Source organism: Candidatus Binatia bacterium, assembly GCA_023150935.1.
In the GTDB taxonomy this organism is placed as follows: domain Bacteria; phylum Desulfobacterota; class Binatia; order HRBIN30; family HRBIN30; genus JAKLJW01.
The window spans coordinates 1-19,508 of record JAKLJW010000037.1 but is presented as its reverse complement, the minus strand read 5'-3'; the positions used below and the strand labels follow the sequence as shown (position 1 = coordinate 19,508).

The window sequence follows — 19,508 nt, the reverse complement described above, 5'->3', positions numbered from 1 at the left end:
CACAACGAGTCCGATGGCAACCCGCCAGGAAGTATGGCACTAAGAGCGTCACGCAAGGCGATTTCCGGACACGTCCCCGACCGCGCGGTCGACCGCACGGCATGCCGCTTGTGGAGGGCGAACGACATGGCGACACCGAAGATATCGGTTCGGGTGTTCGCGTTGAAGGCACTTGCACTCGCCGCGGCTGGCGCCGGCTGCAACCCCTATGTCACCGCCGCCTCAGTCGCGTACCGGACCTACGACGCCGCCACCGATCGACGCACGGTTGGCACGCAGGTCGATGACAGCGAGATCGAGGCGAAGATCAAGGCGGCTCTCCTGGCGTCTCCGGTGTCGGGCACCGGCAGCATCAAGGTGTTCAGTCGCCGTGGCGTCGTGGTGCTCACCGGCGTGGTGCCGCCGGGAGGGGCCGCCGGCAAGGAGGCAGTACGGATCGCGAGATCCACGGAACAGGTGGTCCGCGTCGAGACGTTCTTCGTGCGATCGGAACGTTCGGTCACCGACGACATGGCGATCGAAGCCAGGATCAAGGCTGCCTTCGTGGGGGACCCGAGCCTCCAGTCGAGTCAGGTATCCGCGGTAGCTTATGGGGGCCACGTTGCGCTCATCGGTGTCGTGGACGACTCGGCGACGGCGCGGAAGTTCATCGACGACGCACGGGCGGTTGCGGGGGTCGTCTCGGTGCGCTCTTACATTCAGGTGTCCGGAGAATAGTCGTCGCGGGCGGCCAGGTGAAAGGACCACATGTCGCTTGAATCGCCGGCCCAATTGCGTCACACAGCTTCCTTGACTGAAATGGACCAGCCCGAGCTCACCCTGAGCCGTGCCGGCGACGCCACGCTCACCATTCGCCTGGCGGGGCCGTGGCACCTGCAGCGCACCATGCCCGACGCGGACACCGTGCGGCGCGAACTCGCTTCCACAACGCCGAAGCGGGTCACCTTCGACACCGCCCAACTCTCGGCGTGGGACAGCAGCCTGCTGACGTTCCTCACCGCCGTGAGTGCGCTTTGCGCCGAGCACAACACGACGGTCGACCGCGACAGTCTGCCGTCCGGCCTGCGCCGGCTGCTTGCGCTCGCGGAGGCCGTGCCCGAACGCAAGGGGGCGCGTCAGGACGGGGCGCGCCCGTCGTGGCTGGCACGGGTCGGCCTTCGCGTGCTCAACGCTCGCGAACCCGTCGTGGCGATGCTGGCTTTCGTGGGCGAGATCGCGCAGGCGCTCGGCCGCCTGGTTCGCGGCAAGGCCCGCTTCCGCATGGTCGATCTTGCCCTTCTGATTCAACAGGCCGGTGCGCAGGCGCTGGGCATCATCACGCTCATCAGTTTCCTCGTCGGTCTGATTCTCGCTTTCGTCGGTGCGGTGCAATTGCAGCAGTTCGGCGCCGCGATCTACGTCGCCAACCTGGTCGGCATCGCCATGGTGCGGGAAATGGGCGCGATGATGACCGGTATCGTCATGGCCGGACGCACAGGCGCGGCCTACGCCGCCCAGCTCGGCACGATGAAAGTCACCCAGGAAATCGACGCCCTCTCCACGATGGGCATCTCGCCCCTCGACTTTCTCGTCCTGCCGCGCATGATTGCGCTCTGCCTGATGATGCCGCTGCTCTGCCTCTACTCCGACCTCATGGGCATCCTGGGCGGCGCCGCCGTCGGCGTCACGATGCTCGACCTGCCGATGCGCGTCTATTACGACCAGACCGCCGGCGCGGTGCAGATCGGCGACCTGGTCGGTGGGGTCTTCAAGGCGTCGGTGTACGGCGTACTGGTCGCCATCGCCGGCTGCCTGCGCGGCATGCAGTGCGGCAACAGCTCTTCTGCAGTCGGCGATGCCGCCACCAGCGCCGTGGTCACCGGCATCGTCGCAATCGTCAGCGCCTGCGGGGTGTTTGCAGTGGTCTTCTACGTCCTCGGGTTGTGAGCCGCCGCCGATGCCCCAATCGCCCACCGCATCCGACGCGCATATCGTCGTGCGCGATCTGACGATGGCTTATGGGAGCTTCGTGCTCATGCGTGACCTGACTTTTGCGGTCAGGCGCAACGACGTCTTCGTCATCATGGGCGGCAGCGGCTGCGGCAAGAGCACCTTGCTGCGCCATCTGATCGGACTCAACCAGCCAGCCGCGGGCGAGATCTGGTACGGCAGCGAGAACTTCACCGCCGCCTCGCCCGACCGCCGCCAGGAAATGCTGCGCCGCTTCGGAGTTCTCTACCAGAGCGGCGCTCTGTGGAGTTCCATGACCCTCGCGGAAAACGTCGGCCTGCCCCTCGGCGAGTATACCGACCTGACGCCGGCTCAGATTCGCGAGGTTGCCGCGCTCAAGCTCGCGCTGGTCGGCCTGAAGGGTTTCGAGGACTTCTACCCGTCGCAGATCAGCGGCGGCATGCAGAAGCGCGCCGGCCTTGCCCGGGCCATGGCGCTGGATCCGGACATCCTCTTCTTCGACGAGCCTTCTGCCGGCCTCGACCCCGTCAGCTCGAAGCTCCTCGACGATCTCATTCTCGAGCTCCGCGACAACCTCGGCGCCACCATCGTTGTCGTCACCCACGAGTTGCCGAGCATCTTCGCTATCGCGACCAATTGCGCGTATCTGGACGTGGAGACCCGTACCATGACAGGACTTGGTCCGCCGCAGGAATTGCTGCATTCGCCCAACGTCAACGTGCGCCGCTTCCTCACGCGGGGCGCAGCCAACGGCAAGCCGGAGGGAGCGCATGGGGAATAGAGCCAACCCGGTAGCGATCGGGGTCTTCGTCATCGGGGCGGTCGCTCTCGCGGTGGCCGGGTTGATCGTCTTCGGCTCCGGCAAGTTCTTCAAACAGAGCACCAGCTTCGTGTGTTTTTTCACCGGCGACGTCAACGGCCTCGCGGTCGGCGCACCGGTCGTCTTCAAGGGCGTGAAGATCGGCGATGTGCAGGATGTCAGCATACGTCTCGGCAACGAAACCGCCAACCTCACTCCCGAACTGATTGCGAAAGGGATTCGTATCCCGGTGATCATCGAGATCGACAACGATCAGTTGAGCGCCGAGGGTGCCCGCGCCGGACTCGATCGCGAATCGATGAAGAAGCTGATCGATCTCGGCCTGCGCGCGCAATTGATTGCGCAGAGTTTCGTGACCGGCCTGCTCGCCGTGCAGCTCGACTTCCACCCCGACGCACCGGCCACCTTCATGTTGCCGCCCGACGGCTCGCCGCAGGAGATTCCCACGATCCCGACCCAACTGGAGCTGGTACAATCGGCCGCCGAGGAGCTGGTCAGGAAGATCGAAGACCTCGAAATCGACAAGCTTGTAGCGTCGGCCACGAGCGCGGCAGACAGCGTCAACGCCCTGCTGCAAGCTCCGGGGCTGCAGCAAACGATCGCCGCGCTGCCCGCGACGGTGACCAACGTGAACGACGCGCTCCGTACCGCTCGCGAGACCATGGCCAATATCGATCGCGGCGTCGCCCCCCTCGTCAAGAACATCGGCGCCACCGCCGATGTCACGACGGCAACGCTGGATCGGGCGCGAGAGACCCTGGCGCGGCTCGACCATATGGTCGACCCCAGCGCGCCGCTGGTGGTCGAACTCCTCGCCACTCTCGAGGAATTCCGCAACGCCTCCCGTTCGGTGCGCCTGCTGGCCGACTACCTCGAACGTAATCCAAGCGCACTGGTGCGCGGGCGCGCCGCCGACGGCGCATCGAAAGACTAGACGAGGTGAGGTACGCTATGCGCCACAATCCGACGTTTCTCGCCTTGGGTCTGGTGATCGCCGGTTGTTCCATTCTGGCGCCGGTAGAGACCCACAACCGCTTCTTTACGCTGACGGCAGTGCAAGGCACCCCGATGGATTCCGGCGGCGCTCCGACCGCGCGCGGGCCCGTCGTCGTCTACGGTCTCGGTCCGGTCACCTTGCCGGCCTACCTCGATCGCAACGAGATCGCCATCCGCATCTCGCCGACCGAAGTCCGCTATGGCGAAACCGATCTCTGGGCGGAGCAGCTTCCCACCAACGTCGCCGCCGTGCTCCAACAAGACCTGGCCAACCTGCTCGGAACGGCCAGGGTCGTCCTCTTCCCCTGGCCGCGCGACGCTGACGTTACCTATCAGGTGGAAATCGGCTTCAATCACTTCGACACGGACACCTCCGGTCAGGCGCAACTGCTGGCGCGCTGGGCGATCAAGGACGCTCGCCAGAACCGCTACGTCATGCTCCGGGAGACCGCCCTTACGGGGGCCGTGTCCCCGAACGACACCCCGGCAGCCGTCGCGGTCATGAGTACGCTCCTCGGCGAGCTCAGCGGCGAAATCGCCACGGCGCTACGCCAGCTGCCGCCGCCGATCCCGACCCCGGCCACAGCGACGCGACGGTAAGGCTACCGCGCATCCGCACACGAGAGCGGAAGCCGAGTATCCTCCGGCGGACTGTCCGAGAACACGGATTCCTGCCCCGCAGCGGGCGCGATCTGCCCGCGGGCGTACCCAAGGTAGCCCGCGCCCTCTCACGCCGGATGCGCCTGCAACGACCGGTTCACCAGCGCCGTGCTCTTGACGTGGCGCACCGTGCGATAGACGGCGAAGCGCTCGGTAACGATCCGCACCGCGCCCAGCACGAACATCCAGACGATGTTGTACACCCACACCCAGCCGACGAGACGCCACGGAATCGGCTCCACCAGCCACCCAAGGGCGCACATCGCGACCGCCACGGTCTGAGTCAGCAAGATCGCGAGAAACAGCGGCGCCGCCGGATACGGCGGCAGGAAGAACCAGCGCTCCGTTCGCGTAACGAAGAGCAACAGATGACCACCCGCCACGAGTTGGAGGAACATCACCGTCTGAAGCTGGGCTTGCGTCGCCAGACCGAAGTATTCCTGTAGGTGAGGGTACGCCAGGGTCCGGATGCCCATGAGCAGCAAGCCAAACGACTCGGCAACCGAGAACAGACCGAGGATCGCCGACACGCCAAGAATTCGCGGCATCTGCCAGCGAATCGGCGTCGGGCTCACCGGAGTGTTGTCGTAGGCGATGGTCATGATCGGCAAGTCGTCGAGCAGCGACATGATAACGATCATGATGGCCGTGAGCGGCGTGAACTGGAGCAGCACGGTCGCGAGAACGACCAGGAACATGATGTCCGTGGTCAGGGCAACGCGATAGAGCGTGTAGCTCGTGATCCTGCCGAATATGCGTCGCGCTTCGTCGATGGCGCTGTTGATCACCGAGAGACCGGGCGCGGTGAGTATCAATGCGGCGGCGCCGCGCGCGGCGTCGGTCGCGCCGGCCACCGCGGTGCCGCAGTCGGCCTGCTTGAGCGCCGGCGCGTCGTTAACGCCGTCACCCGTCATCGCCACGATATGACCGCGCGCCTGCAGCGCCTTGACGATGGCGTACTTGTGTTCCGGGAACACCCGGGCGAACCCGTCCGCCTTCTCGATCGCGTCGACCACCGCCGGCGGCACGTTGTTCGGGTCGAGGTCCTTCGGGAAGGCATCCGCAGCCGCCACGATCCGCGTTCCCATACCCAGTTGCCGGGCCGTCTCGATCGCGATGGCCGTATCGTCGCCGGTGATCATCTTGATACGGACGCCCTTCCCTTTCGCCATCTCGATCGTCGCCCTGGAGTCGTCCCGCGGCGGATCGAACATCGGCAGGATACCCAGCAGCGACCACGTGGCGCCGCCGTCAGCCGAGCGGGCAACGCCGAGCGCCCGCGAGCCCTTGGCCGCCAGTGCGTCGACGGCATCTTTGGCCTTCTGCGCGACGTCGGCCGCCGGCCTGGCGAGTTCGACGATCACCTGTGGCGCTCCTTTGGTCACCATGAAGGTCGCGCCGACATGGTCGGTTACGGTCGCTGCGGTGCGCTTGGTCACCGGATCGAAAGGCACGAACCCGGTCTGCTTCCATCCGGCCAGGACGCTCTGGTCGCGCAACGCGCCGATGACCGCCGTGTCGATGGCATCGCGATCCTCGATTTTCGACGCCAGCGCAGCGGCCAGAACGCATTCCTGCGGATCAGCCGTGCCGAACAAGATCGGCTCGGCAACCGAGAGCTGATTCTTGGTGAGCGTCCCGGTCTTGTCCGAACACAGAATGTCGACCCCCGCCATCTCCTCGATCGCCGACAATTTCGAGACGATAGCTTTTTGCTTCGACAGCTCGAGCGCGCCGAGCGCCATGGTGATCGAAAAGACCGCCGGCATCGCCACCGGGATCGAGGCGACGAGCAGCACGAGGACAAATTGCAGAATGCGGAGCGCGTCGGCAACGCTCCAGTCGTCGGCGATTACGATGTCGTGGTAAACCCTGGTTCCCACCAGAACGATGGCGAGGACGAGGGCGACCACGATGAGGAAGTTGCCGATCTGAAACATCGCCTTCTGCGCGTGGCTCACCGCACCGGCGCCCGCCACCAGCGTCGCCGTTCTGCCGAAGAACGTGTTGGCGCCGGTGCCGATGACCACGCCCTCCATTTCGCCCTGCTTCACGACGCTACCCGAGTAGGCCTCGTCGCCGGGCTTTTTCGACACCGGCAACGATTCGCCCGTCAGTGCCGCCTGATCGATAGCGGCGTACTCGCCCCGCACCATGCGCAGGTCTGCTGGCACAATGACGCCGAGACGGATCTTAACGATGTCGCCGGGAACCAGTGTCGCCGCCGGCACGACTCGCCACGCACCGTCGCGCAACGCGGTAGCCTCCGGCGCCAGACCCTTCTTGAGGGCAGCCAGGGCGTTCGACGCCTTGCGATCCTGCCAGAGCTCGAGCCCGGCATTGAACAGGAGTAAGGCGACGATGATCGCAAAGTCGTCCCAGTGCCCGATCAGCGCCGAGACCACGGCCGCAGCTTCGATCATGAAGGCGATCGGACCGGTGAAGTAACCGAGGATCCGGGCGACGAGACTCCGCTCCTTCTCGACGATCGCGTTGGGACCGTAACGCGCCAGACGCCGCTCGGCTTCCGCACCGCCGAGGCCGCGGTCGGGTTGCACCGCCAGACGGGACAGGACCTCTTCGACCGGGATCTTCTCGAGCTCCTCGCCGCCTACCGATGCCGCATCTGCGAGTCCCGCCTCCGCAGTATTCGCCGCCATACCCAGCCTCCTTCCCGAGCGCTTCCCTTCAGCGAACTAGTGGGCAGTCGTTCTTGTTGGTTCCTCCGGAAACGGCAGCGAGGGGCAGGCACGCGCCCCAATCGCCCGTTCCGCGGTCCCGCATGCCGGCAAGCGCACGAACGAGACCAAAACTTACCGCCGGCGGGCGATCTGCGCCCTCGCGGCTGCCACGACGTTCCCCGGCTCGAAGCCGAACTTGCGCTGCAACTCCTTTAATGGCGCCGAGGCGCCGAAGGTGTTCATGCCGATGACGGCACCGGATTCGCCGACGTAGCGCTCCCATCCGAGTGTCGACCCCTGCTCCACCGCGACGCGGGCCTTGACCGCCGGTGGCAGCACCTCGTCGCGGTACGCCTGCGGTTGGTGATCGAAGATTTCCCAGGACGGCATCGACACGACCCGCGACCGCACCCCCTCCGCAACGAGTTGCTCGTGCGCCTCGACCGCGAGGCTGAGTTCGCTGCCGGTAGCAACGACGATAACTTCCGGACTGCCACCCGCGGCGTCCGCCAGCACGTACGCACCCCGCGCCACGCCCGACGCCGGTGCGTACTTCGTCCGGTCCAGCGTCGGCAACGGCTGCCGCGACAGCGCCAGCACGGCGGGTTGGTGCCGCAACTGCATGACGTAACGGTACGCCTCGACGACCTCGTTCGCGTCGCCCGGCCGCAGCGTCGTCAAACCCGGAATCGCCCGCAACGACAGCAGTTGCTCCACCGGCTGGTGCGTCGGCCCGTCTTCGCCGTCGCCCATGGCGTCGTGCGTAAAGACGAAGATCGCCGGCAACTCCATGAGTGCCGAGAGCCGAATCGCCGGACGCGCGTAATCGCTGAAGATAAAGAACGTCGCCCCGAAGGCCCGCAGCTTGGACAACGACAGGCCGTTTACGATCGCCGCCATCGCGTGCTCGCGGATGCCGAAGTGCAGATTCCGGCCACCGCGGCTATCGGGCTGGAAATCGCCCGCGCCCGAGAAAGTCAGCAACGTCTTATTCGACGGTCCGAGGTCCGCCGATCCGCCGAGCAGCCACGGGACGTTCTGAGCCAGAACGTTGAGCACCTTCCCCGAGGCATCCCGTCCGGCCATTCCCTTCGGATCGGCGGGAAACACCGGCAAGTTGCGATCCCACCCCGCGGGCAGATCGCGGCGCTGCATCTGTTCGATTTCGGTCGCCAGCTCGGGAAACCGGGTCCGGTATGCCCCGAACAACGCTGTCCATGCCGAACGCAGTTCGGCACCGCGCGCACCGATCCCGGCCCGGAAGTGCCCCTGCACACCGTCGGGCACCATGAACTTTGCGTCCTCGGGCCAGCCATAACCGCGCTTGGTAAGCCGGACCTCGTCGTCGCCTAGCGGCTCGCCGTGCGCGGCTGAAGTGTCCTGCTTGTGCGGTGCGCCGTAGCCGATGTGGCTGTCGAGAACGACGATGGTCGGCCGCCCGCGCGTCTGTCTGAAGACCTCCAGCGCGTGCTGGATGCGGTCGACGTCGTTGGCATCGCCGACGCGCAGAACGTTCCACCCATACCCGAGGAAACGCGCGGCCACGTCTTCGGTAAACGTGATGCTGGTGCGCCCTTCGATGGTGATGTGGTTGTTGTCGTAGACCCAGCAGAGATTGTCGAGGCAGAGATGCCCCGCCAACGAGGCCGCCTCGGCGCCAACGCCCTCCATCAGGCAGCCGTCGCCGCACACGGCGTAAATGCAGTAGTCGAAAATCTCGAAGCCGGGCTGGTTGTAGCGCGCGGCCAACCACTTCTGGGCTATCGCCATGCCGACGCTGGTGGCGATACCCTGTCCAAGCGGGCCGGTCGTGGTCTCTACGCCGGAGACCCAATGGTACTCGGGATGCCCGGGCGCCTTGCTGTCGAGCTGACGGAACCGCCGAATATCGTCCAGCGTTACCGAAGGTTTGCCCACGGTCTCGTAATCCGCGTTAACCGCCTGCACCCCGGCGAGATAGAGGACGGACCACAGCAGCATCGAGGCGTGGCCGTTCGACAGAACGAAGCGGTCGCGATTGGGCCAGATCGGGTTCTGCGGATCGAAGCGCAGGACCCGGTTCCAAATCGTGTACACGAGCGGCGCAAGCGCCATCGGTGTACCCGGATGTCCGGATCTGGCCTGTTGCACCGCGTCCATCGACAGTGTGCGGATCGTGTTGATCGACAGTAGATCGAGTTCTTCGTTCGTCATCGGACTTCCTCCACCTCGCGATCCGATCGGGCTGCCGGGAAGCTCCCGGCCCGGGCCTCGATACGGTCTCGGTTACGCCGAGACCGCAGCCTTCTTCAGTGTCCGGTAGCGGCGGATGAGTCCATTGGTCGAGCTGTCATGCGCAAGCGACGGGTCCGCCTGGCTCTCCAGCTCGGGGATGATGCGCTGGGCGAGGACTTTGCCCAGCTCGACCCCCCACTGATCGAACGAATCGATGTCCCAGACGACTCCCTGCGTAAACACGCTGTGCTCGTAGAGCGCCACGAGTTTCCCGAGCGCGGCGGGAGTCAGTCGGTCCATCACGATCACGTTGGACGGCCGGTTACCGGCGAACACGCGGTGGGGTACCAGCCAGTCCGGCGTGCCCTCGGCCTTCACCTCTGCGGGGGTCTTCCCGAACGCCAGGGCTTCGGCCTGAGCGAAGACGTTTGCCACCAGCATGTCATGATGCCGGCCAAGCGGGTTCAGCGGCTGCGCAAAGACGATGAAGTCGGCGGGAATCAGGCGCGTGCCCTGATGAATGAGCTGGTAGAAGGAGTGCTGGCCGTTGGTGCCCGGCTCGCCCCAGTATATGGGTCCGGTGTCGTAGTCGACCTCCGTCCCTTGCAGTGTAACGTGCTTGCCGTTGCTCTCCATCGTGAGTTGCTGGAGATAGGCAGGGAAGCGCTTGAGGTACTGCTCGTAGGGCAGCACGGCAACGGTCTGCGCACCGAAGAAGTCGTTGTACCAAACCGCCAGGAGGCCCATGAGCACCGGCAGGTTGCGGTCGAACGGGGTCGAGCGGAAGTGCTCGTCCATCTGGTGGAAGCCATCGAGCATGGCCCGGAAGTGTTCGGGACCGATGGCGAGCATGGTCGACAGGCCGATGGCGGAATCCATCGAGTAACGCCCGCCGACCCAGTCCCAGAACTCGAACATGTTGGCGGTGTCGATGCCGAACTCGGCGACCTTTGCGCCGTTGGTCGAAACGGCGACGAAATGCCTGGCAACGGACTTCGGGTCGCCGCCCAGACCGGCGAGTGACCAATCGCGAGCGCTGTGAGCGTTGGTCATGGTTTCGAGGGTCGTGAAGGTTTTCGACGACACGACGAAGAGCGTCTCGGTTGCGTCGAGATCGCGGGTGGCCTCGGCGAAGTCGGTACCGTCGACATTGGAGACGAAGCGGCAGGTCAGGCCGCGGTCGCTGTAATGGCGCAGGGCCTCGTAGGCCATCACCGGGCCGAGATCGGAACCGCCGATGCCGATGTTGACGATATTGCGGATGCGTTTACCGGTATGTCCTTTCCAAGCCCCGCTGCGCACCCGGTTGCAAAAGTCCGCCATCTTTTCGAGCACGGCATGGACGTCGGGCACGACGTTCCTGCCGTCGACCACGATCGCCGTCCCCAGCGGCGCCCGCAGCGCCACGTGGAGGACCGCGCGCCGCTCGGTAATGTTGATCTTGTCGCCGCGGAACATCGCATCGATTCGAGCGCGCAAGCCCGACTCGTCGGCCAGTTGCAGGAGTAAACCGAGAGTCTCGTCGGAAATGCGGTTCTTGGAGTAGTCGAGGAAGACCCCGACGGACTCGGCGGTGAGACGCTCCCCACGCCCGGGATCGTCGGCGAACAGTTGGCGCAAGTGTCGACCGGCCATGGCCCGCTTGTGCTCTTCCAGCGCGGCCCAGGCCGAGCGCTTCCTCAACGGTGCTGCGTTTGGACTCATAACGACCGCCTCCTCATCGCCAGCGTAATGCGCGTCAAGCCGCACGAGCCCCATCCGATCGAGGGAGGACGGGCCCCGCCGGCACGACGCACGCGCGCAACTTACCTCGATTATCCGAGGCGGAAAACCGACAATGTAGCCTTGGGACAGATCCCCCGCCGCACCGCCTTCTATGCGACCTTTTCCCTGTCATGCGCTGCCGTTGTACCCTGTCGACCCATGTTTACCCTCGATCATGTGGTCATCGCCGTTGCCGACCTGGACACCGCCACGGCCGCGTACGGTGCCCTGCTCGGCCGGGCGCCGTCGTGGCACGGCAGACATCCGGACCTCGGCACGCGCAACACGCTCTTTCGGCTGGACAACGCGTACCTGGAACTCCTGGCAGACGCACAACCCGGTACGGCCGGCTTTGTCGGTCAGGCTCTGTCCGGACGCAAGGAACGACCGCTCGCCCTGGCGTTGCGGACGCCCGATCTCGATAGAGCGATCGCGAACCTGCGCGGGAAAGGGCTCGTTGTTACCGACCCGATGGACGGACACGGAGCAGACGACGCCGGGGGCCGCGGGCGAACCTGGAGCAGTGCTCTCGTCGACCGCGACACGGCCGGCGGTCTGCGACTGCTGATCATTCGGCACACGACCACGCCGGAGACGTTGCCGCTCGCACCCGACACCAGCGGCAACGGAACCGCGTGCGAACGGATCGATCACGTCGTTCTTTTCACCCGGGACATCGAGAGCGCAGAGCGGCTGTGGACGGAGGCGCTCGGCCTCCACGTGGCGTGGCGCCGGGACTTTCCCGAGCGCGGCACGCGCAACGTGGGTCTCGGGCTCGGCGACGTCGTGCTCGAGCTCATCATGCGCACCGACGGCAGCGGCCCACGTCGCCCGCAGCAGTTTTGGGGAATCGCTTACGGTGTTGCCGACTGCGACGGTGCGGCGGCACGGGCCCGGGACGGGGGCGTACCGGTCGGCGATGCCCGCCCGGGCCTGTTTCCGGGCACGCGAGTCGCAAACGTGCGCTGGGACCGCACGCCAACCCTGCTGCTCGCCAAACTGCCGGGCGGTCGAGAGCGTGCCCTGAACCCCGGGGGTGCACCGGAGGAGACTCCGACCCGTCCCTAGAGCTTGAGGTACAACCAGGACTTCTCGAACAGCACCTTAGCGAGCGTCAGCCGACGCGCAGGCTATAGAGGCGGTTCGGTGTTGGCAACTCGACGCCGGCGGCCCTTCGATTACCCCGGTCACATGGCGCAACATCGATTCCGAAAATGCTTGATTGTCGATGACAGCGCGGCCTATAGCCCGATTGTCGGGAATCGCCGGACGCCTCCGTCAGCGGATGTGGGGGGGCTCCTAGAACTAGGACTGAGGTCTTGATGATGGTGCAACGAAAGAGCAGACATCCGGTAGCGAGGTGCTGTGCCTTGCCGCTGTTGCTCCTGGGCTTTGTGGCAACGGGCTGTGGACCGAACGATGCGGGCGAGATCGAGGGCAGCCGTGCGGCGACCGCCGCCCTGAGCGCCGGTTGCGTCGTCGACTGCCCGCCGCCCTGCGAGCCCGGCGAGCCGTGTCAACTGCGTCCCTGTCGGCTGATCTGCCCGCCCGGAGTGACCCCGTGCGGCGACACCACGTGCCAGAACGGCGACGTCTGCTGTAACGAGAGCTGCGGCATCTGTACCCCGCCCGGCGGTGCGTGCACGCAACAGTACTGCGACCCCGGGACCGGACCTTGTACTGCGCGCGCTCTCTGCAAGCCTCGTTTTCGCTGGTCTACGGAGCGTTGCGCCTGCGTCGCGGACGACGATGGCGAGCTGTGCCGTAAGGACTCCGATTGCGCGTTGTTCTCGGACTATTGCACCGGGTGCGATTGCCGTGCGCTGAGCCGATTCGAGAGCGAGCCCGCCTGCGGCCTTCCGGGCGTACGGTGCTTCGCCGATCCCTGCATGAACCAGCGTGCCGCGTGCGTGCAGGGGCGGTGCACGATGCAGTCGGCAGAAGGCTGCACCCGAAGCGTCGAGTGTCGTAGCGGCTACCGCTTTTCGGAGGTGTCCTGCGCGTGCGTCAGAGATCGCCCGAGCCGTCCTTTCCGACCGGTGCGTCCCCCACGTCCTATCCGCCCGCCGCATGTGCGGCGGTAGCGGACGGTCGAAAGCGGCAAGCGCGCAGGGATCACCGCACGCTCGTCTCCAGCCCCAGGCAGCATTAGGAGGCCACCCTCTCGCCCGCCGCGGCTTCGCGGCGGGCGCGGCTGAAGTCGCCGACGGTCACACCGGCAAGCGGCAGCGCGACGATTCCCTGGGCGACGATCGACAGCAACTGCAGGGCGTTCAGCACCAGGCCGTAAGCCAGTGCATCCGCCTTGTCGACGCCGAACAACTCCAGGGCGAGAATGCAGGCGTATTGATAGGTACCGATCATTCCCGGCGCGTTGGGCAATGCCGTCCCGAAGCCAATGAAAATGAAGACTATCAGCGCGGCATTGAACGGCACATCGAAGCCGAAGGCGATCAACATGATGTAGCTCGACAGGATCGGCAGGCACCACAAAGCCAGGGAAACCGAGAAAACGGCCGCCAGTAGCCGCGGGTTCGGCAACACCCGCATGCCGTCGATAATCGCTCGGGTGATTCGCATGAGCCCTTGCTCGAACCGCTCCGGCAAGAACCGTGCGATCGCGCGCCGCACGAGCGGCTCTCCCTTCCACCACACCAGCACGACCGTCGCCGCCAGCAGGAAGGCCGCCGCGGCCGGAAACAGCGCGCCCCGCCGCACCCACGCCGGCAGCGCGGTCGCAGTCAACAAGCCGAGCAAGATGTAAAAGACGATACATATCGAATCCATTGTCTTCTCGACGACCAGGGTGCCTACTACGTTCGAGAACGACACCCGTGACCGCCGCGACAGCAACCAGGGCCGGACGACCTCGCCGAGTCGCACCGGCAGCACGTTGATCGCCATATAGGCGACGCTGCACACGACCCAGAGGAGTCCGAGCCCGATGCGGGTCAGCGGCAGCAGTTCGAGCTGCCATCGCCAGGCGCGGAAGACCATCAGCAGCAGACTGAGGGCGAATCCCGGAATCAACCACCTGGCGTCGAAGCGCCCGAAGGCCGCCGCAAGATCGGCGAGCGGAACATTACGAAAGGCCAGAAAGAGGAACAGCCCCGCCACCAGCACGCCGATAACCAGCGTGCGCCACTGCGTTCGGTCCATACTCGACTCCTTCGGTCTGCGTCCGGTCGCCGGCCAGTATTTTGCGGACTGCCTCATTCTGACCCGCCGGGAACTGCGCGGCAACGGGAGGGAGAGAGCCGGGGGGCCCAGGCCCGCCGGCGCAGGTCGAGAGCTTGCGTGCCGAGGTACACCCGTCGGCGCCGGCCAATGTTGCCGGCCCACGCCAAAAATTTCTTGACAGTAGAAGTCGAGGGGCGCTAGTTATCAGGCAGTTCGATCTGTTTTCATCTTCGACGATTGCGAAGGGGGTACGCGATGCGCCGGGGCGGCTGCGCCCCGGCGTTCGATCGTTACGGGCGGGCGACCGTCAAGAAATAAGACAGCTGGACGGTTTGACCTTGTCATCCGGTTTTGGCATATAACTGACCGTCTTGCGTTCAGCTTGCAACCGGGAGGGAAAGATGAGGAAGATAGCTGCTGGGGCAGTGGACGGTCGGGGGGGTTGGTTCGAGACACGCCTGCTGGTGGCAGCCGTGTCGGTCGCCGGGCTGGTGGCCACGCCGGCGGTGGCGCAGTTTCAAACCGGCGACGTGTTCGCGGCACAGTCGGGTATCGTCAAACGCTACGATTCCGCCGGCAATCTCCTCGGCACCCTGACCACCACGGTCGGGGGCTTCACGACCGGTATGGCTTTCGACAGCGCCAGCAACCTGCTGGCCACGAACTTCTCGGACAATTCGGTAAGTAGATTCGACATTAACGGAACGTTGCTGGAGGCACGGTTCGTGTCCGGCTTCAACGCCGCGCCCGAATCGATCTCCTTCAACTCCGCCGGCGAGTTCTATGTCGGTCAGGCCGACGGCGGACGCGATATCCGCAAGTTCGACGCCGCGGGAAATCTGCTCGATGCCTTCGACGTCGCCACCGAGGATCGTGGCAGCGACTGGATCCAACTCGCGGGCGACGGTTGCACGATGTACTACACGTCGGAAGGGAGTAAGGTGCTGCGCTACAACGTCTGCACCGACACTCAGATGGCGGACTTTGCCACGGGTTTGCAGCGACCGTGCTATGCGCTGCGATTGATCCCGGGAGGGGCACTGGTCGCTTGCGCGCCCCTGATCTACAGGCTGGACAGTAGCGGAAACGTGGTCAACACCTACGACGCGGCAGGCGAGGACGCCTGGTTTGCGATGAACATCGATCCCGACGGCACGTCTTTCTGGAGCGCAAATATCAACAACGGTCAGATATACCGGTTCGACATCGCGACCGGCGCGGTAATAATCGACTTCTCGTCCGGAGGGGGGACCTTCGGTTTGGCCGTATTCGGCGAACCGCTGCCGCCGGCGGTGGCGGCGCCGGTACCATCGATGTCTCTGGCGGCCATGGCAGTGCTGGGTTCTTTCATGGCCGCCGGTGGCGGATGGCTTCTTGGCCGCCGCCGGTCCTGACGGCGCAGCGCGCGCTGCATCGCTCCGAAACGACGCCGACCCCTCCGGGTCGGCGTCGCCGTTTCCGGGTCCCCGGCAGGCCATCAGACCGAGCCGCCGGCACCTCCACGTCCGGCGTGGATAGCCGCGCGCGGCGCAACTGTGCTACGAGGCAGCGAGCGAGCTGCGGGAGTTGCCCATGAAGAAGTGGATCGTGGTGGTCGTCATCGTCCTGGTTACCGCGGTCTTCCTCTGGACCCGAAGCGGCCCGCGGGTGCGCGAAGGCGCCGCGGTGCTCGACACGTCTGTCTACAAGGATCCGGCCAAGGACGCCCAACCCGTGAGCGATGTCGTCAAGCCGACGGGAACGGCGCCGTCGCGCCTGCCCAATGTCGTTGTGATCATGGCCGACGATCTCGGCTACGGAGATCTAGGTGCGTACGGGAACACGGTCCTGCGAACACCCAACATCGATCGACTGGCGCAGGGCGGGATGCGCTTTACCGACTTCTACGCCAGTCATTCGAACTGCTCGCCGTCGCGCGCGGGGATGTTGACCGGCCGCTACCCGCTGCGCAGCGGCATCAATTTCCCGATCCAGCCCGGCGACGACTCTTTGATAAAGAGGGCAAACCGCCTGGTGGGAGAGTGGGCGGCCGATCTCGGCACATCGGACATGGTACAGACCGCCGAATCGGCAACACCCGGCCTACCACTGTCGGAGATAACCATCGCCGAAGCGTTACGGCTCGCCGGTTACGCGACGGCGCTTGTCGGCAAATGGCACCTCGGCGACTTTCGCGTCTTTCCCGAATACCACCCTTCGAAGCACGGCTTCGACTTCTACGCGGGAGTGCCGTACTCGAACGACAATTTCCCGTACCAGTACTGGAAGAACTACAGCGTGGTCGAGGAAGACCTCGGACTGCGCCAGGGGGGTGTGACGGCGGCGCTGACGCGCGACGCAATCGAGTTCATCGAGACCAACAAGACCCGGCCGTTCTTCCTCTACCTGGCGCACAAGAACGTCCACACGCCGCTGGTGCCCGCGGTGGAGTTCGAGGGCAAGTCGGCTGCCGGCCCGTATGGCGACTCGGTCGAAGAACTCGACGCGAGCGTCGGCGAGGTCATGCGCGCGCTCGCCAGTCGCGGTCTGTTGGAGGAAACGTTCGTCTTCTTCACGAGCGACAACGGCCCATGGCACCTGGGTAACCCCGGCATGCTGCGCGGCCGCAAGGGGCAGCCGATGGAAGGCGGACAGCGTGTCCCGGCGATTGCCCACTGGCCGGGGCAGATACCCACCGGTGCGGTGACCGGCGCTCCGGCGATGAACATCGATCTCTTCCCGACCATTCTCCGACTTGCCGGCCTGGACTTGCCGCGGGACCGGATCATCGATGGCCGGGACATCTGGGGCCTGCTCAGCGGGCGCGAAACCGCAAGCCCACACGAGGCGTTATTCTTCTTCAACGCGAACGTCATCGACGGAGCCCGCAGCGGCCCATGGAAGTACTACCGGTGGGTAAACCTGTATACGTGGCCGGTGCCGCTCGACAAGGTCAATACCGTCGCGGGGAGATCGGCGCACCGCTACACGTACACCGACCCCCAGACCGGCCAGACTGCGCATTTGATTACGCACGACCCGCTCTTGTTCGACGTCCGCGCCGACAGCAACGAGTCCTACAACGTTATCGCTCGCCACCCGGAGAACGCGTCGCGCATCCGTGCGACGATCGAGCACTGGGAGCGCGACTTCTTCGCGAATCCCCGCGGATGGAAGCAGTAAGCATGCGTTAGCGGAGATACTCAGCCAGCCGGAGGCGGTGTTTTCGTACCTTCACCGCCTTCCAGAGCCTCTGCCCACAAAGCCTCCACGCTGCGGCCCTGTTCCTGCGCTTTCTCTTCTACGTTCTCGCGAACGTGCAGGATAAGGCCGGCGACGTGTTCGACGGCGGCATTGATTGGCATCACCAGTGCCGGCAGGGCTTCGGTTTCGCTCAGGGTGCCGGCAACGACCCCGTCGAGGACCTCGGCTTTGAGCTCCAAGAGTTGCCGCTGCGCAGCGGCAAGCGGCTCCAACTCGAGGTCCGCGGCGAGTTCCACGTCGGCAACGCGCCGTGAGACATCGGCAAGCCGGCGCAGGTAGGTTCCGAACAGCTCGTCGCGCGCCCGCTGTGCCAGTCTCCGACGCCACTGCCAGAGGAAGAGGGCACTGCCCCCCAGCGCACCGATAATGCTAACCGTGTTGCTCAGCACATCCACCCGCTCGTCCGTGACGAACGGCCGGTTGCGGGCCAGGTAGGCCTCCGTGCCCGGGTGGAGGGTAAGCCTGGTCGGATGGGCCAGCACGCTGTCGTCGAGTGGTGGATGGCTGAGTCGGGCGAACGCCGAAGTGAAGATCGCTTCAAGGATTGCAGTGACCGTTGGCGCCGGGACTCGATCGTTAGTCAGCAACAGCAAGCGGGTGCCGAGCGTCGGCAGCTCCTCGGCCGGTACCGGCGGTGTGGTTTCGTAAACGAACGGTGGAACATAGGTCTCGTACACGTCGGAGCGCTCCACCGCATGCGTACCCGCGTCATCGCCCCCGAGCAGGATACCCTGGAGGCGAAAGGCGTCGGCAAACGCCAGCGGCACGAGCCGGTAGCCGACATCCCTCACCAGGCGCAGAACCGGCGGCGAGGGCACGAGCGAGAGCACAAAGAAAGCGTCTGGAAGTGCCGCTCGGTCGCCCCCCTCGACCAGTGCTTTCGCTTCCACCGGTTGGAGGTGGTGAATAACGACGCCGTCAGGACCATCCGCGACCTGGGCGAAGCGCAGTACCGCGTGGGCGAGTTTCGCCGCGCCGGATTCCGCGGGACCGATGTCGACCGTATGGCCGCGCAGCGCGCCGAGGTCCTCCGTTGCGGCAAGCGCCAGCTCCGGGCGCACGACCAGTTGCAGCGCCTCGAAGTAGAGCGGCGTGACTTCGCGCAAGTTGGGGAAGCCATCGAAGCTCAATGCGCTCGGGGCCAAAGCGAGGTCGATGGTACCGGCATCCAGCTCGCCCAGTGCGACTTCTACCGGTGTCGGTTTCACGATTCTTATGTCGATGCCACGCTTGCCCAAAGTGGCCTTCAGCATATGGCCGAACAGCGCGCGCTGGGTCGCTGGGTCTCCCGCCATCAGCGTGACCCGGTGTTGCTCCGGGCGCACCATGCGCCCGACCGCCACAACCCCGACCGCAAACAGCGCCAGAGCAAGGACCGGAGCGAGCCACCCACGCGGCCGCCGGATCTTCACCTGCCTCTCATCCATCATCCCATCTCTCTCGCCACAGGCGCAAAATCCAATCCGCCCGTCCCCACAGGCATCCTGGAAGAGGGATCGCTAAAGCGGGGCTTTGGCACCGTGAGCACGTCCGCGCAATTTGATGGCGTGGCCTCCACGATCTTTGAGGGTCACACGCATGCGCGGGCGGTAGCACCGGACGTCTGAGCGCGTCAAGGGATCGCTGCGCTCGGCTCCCGATGGTCGCCGCCCTTGACCCGCTCAGCCGCCGGTGCTGCGGAGCGGTTATGGGGCTGAAGGCTCAGCCCCTCCTGCTCAGGCAGGAGGGGATCATCACGGAAGCGCTGGCGTTTCCCGTTTCCGTTTCCCCGCATCTCTATAGAGCTGGGAAACGGGAAACGTCGGTCAGTTCATAGCCGTCGGCGGTCTTGCGCAGGCGACCGGCGGCGATGAGTTCGGTGAGGGTGTCACACAGGGTTGCGGTGCGCATCCGACAGGCCGCGCGCAGTTCGGGGAGGCTGAGGGGGTGAGCAGCGTCGCGCACGGCGCGTTCGACGCGCTCAGCGGGCGATGCGCCACTGGTGGTGGGCTCTGCGGGAC

14 protein-coding genes are annotated in these 19,508 nt (G+C 65.4%); 8 read left to right on the top strand and 6 right to left on the bottom strand.

Annotated elements, in window-relative coordinates:
* Window positions 1-126: 126 nt before the first annotated feature.
* The 5 genes from L6Q96_18040 (at window position 127) to L6Q96_18020 (ending at window position 4,366) form a co-directional block, all read left to right on the top strand.
* Complete coding sequence (locus L6Q96_18040; GenBank protein MCK6556457.1) at window positions 127-717, top strand: BON domain-containing protein; 591 nt, start codon at window positions 127-129, stop codon at window positions 715-717.
* 81 nt (window positions 718-798) lie between these two features.
* Window positions 799-1,926: an ABC transporter permease gene (locus L6Q96_18035; protein ID MCK6556456.1), complete on the top strand. Its 1,128-nt coding sequence runs from the start codon at window positions 799-801 to the stop codon at window positions 1,924-1,926.
* A gap of 10 nt (window positions 1,927-1,936) precedes the next feature.
* Complete coding sequence (locus L6Q96_18030; protein ID MCK6556455.1) at window positions 1,937-2,731, top strand: ATP-binding cassette domain-containing protein; 795 nt, start codon at window positions 1,937-1,939, stop codon at window positions 2,729-2,731.
* Complete coding sequence (locus L6Q96_18025) at window positions 2,721-3,704, top strand: MlaD family protein (protein ID MCK6556454.1); 984 nt, start codon at window positions 2,721-2,723, stop codon at window positions 3,702-3,704. The genes L6Q96_18030 and L6Q96_18025 overlap by 11 nt, the downstream gene beginning before the upstream one ends.
* Before the next feature lie 5 nt (window positions 3,705-3,709).
* Window positions 3,710-4,366 carry a PqiC family protein gene (locus tag L6Q96_18020; GenBank protein ID MCK6556453.1) on the top strand — a complete coding sequence of 219 codons (657 nt, stop codon included), beginning with the start codon at window positions 3,710-3,712 and terminating at the stop codon, window positions 4,364-4,366.
* Between the two features lie 128 nt (window positions 4,367-4,494).
* Here the strand turns inward: L6Q96_18020 and L6Q96_18015 are convergent, their stop codons facing one another.
* The 3 genes from L6Q96_18015 to pgi all read right to left on the bottom strand — a co-directional run bounded on the left by L6Q96_18015 (window position 4,495) and on the right by pgi (window position 11,025).
* The gene (locus L6Q96_18015; protein MCK6556452.1) at window positions 4,495-7,086 is read right to left on the bottom strand and encodes a plasma-membrane proton-efflux P-type ATPase; all 2,592 of its coding nucleotides are present in this window, start codon (window positions 7,084-7,086) and stop codon (window positions 4,495-4,497) included.
* 153 nt (window positions 7,087-7,239) lie between these two features.
* A complete protein-coding gene (gene tkt / locus L6Q96_18010; GenBank protein MCK6556451.1) occupies window positions 7,240-9,300 on the bottom strand; it encodes a transketolase in 2,061 nt (686 codons plus the stop codon).
* A gap of 72 nt (window positions 9,301-9,372) precedes the next feature.
* Window positions 9,373-11,025 carry a glucose-6-phosphate isomerase gene (pgi, locus tag L6Q96_18005; protein ID MCK6556450.1) on the bottom strand — a complete coding sequence of 551 codons (1,653 nt, stop codon included), beginning with the start codon at window positions 11,023-11,025 and terminating at the stop codon, window positions 9,373-9,375.
* A gap of 219 nt (window positions 11,026-11,244) precedes the next feature.
* Here pgi and L6Q96_18000 point away from each other — a divergent pair, with 219 nt between their 5' ends.
* Entirely contained in the window at window positions 11,245-12,153 is a 909-nt protein-coding gene (locus L6Q96_18000) for a VOC family protein (GenBank protein MCK6556449.1), read from the top strand.
* Window positions 12,154-13,233: 1,080 nt separating this feature from the next.
* Here L6Q96_18000 and L6Q96_17995 read toward each other — a convergent pair.
* Window positions 13,234-14,244, bottom strand: coding sequence for a flippase-like domain-containing protein (locus L6Q96_17995; protein MCK6556448.1), 1,011 nt, complete (start codon window positions 14,242-14,244; stop codon window positions 13,234-13,236).
* A 422-nt stretch (window positions 14,245-14,666) separates the two neighbouring features.
* Between L6Q96_17995 and L6Q96_17990 the strand changes: the two genes are divergently transcribed.
* On the top strand, window positions 14,667-15,659 hold the full coding sequence (locus L6Q96_17990; GenBank protein MCK6556447.1) for a hypothetical protein: 993 nt from the start codon (window positions 14,667-14,669) through the stop codon (window positions 15,657-15,659).
* 178 nt (window positions 15,660-15,837) lie between these two features.
* Window positions 15,838-17,427 (top strand): sulfatase, encoded by a 1,590-nt coding sequence (locus L6Q96_17985; GenBank protein MCK6556446.1) that lies wholly within the window; start codon window positions 15,838-15,840, stop codon window positions 17,425-17,427.
* Between the two features lie 20 nt (window positions 17,428-17,447).
* Here L6Q96_17985 and L6Q96_17980 read toward each other — a convergent pair whose 3' ends face one another.
* Window positions 17,448-18,920 (bottom strand): hypothetical protein, encoded by a 1,473-nt coding sequence (locus tag L6Q96_17980; GenBank protein MCK6556445.1) that lies wholly within the window; start codon window positions 18,918-18,920, stop codon window positions 17,448-17,450.
* Window positions 18,921-19,284: 364 nt separating this feature from the next.
* On the bottom strand, window positions 19,285-19,508 hold a 224-nt coding region (locus L6Q96_17975), incomplete at its 5' end, for a hypothetical protein (GenBank protein ID MCK6556444.1).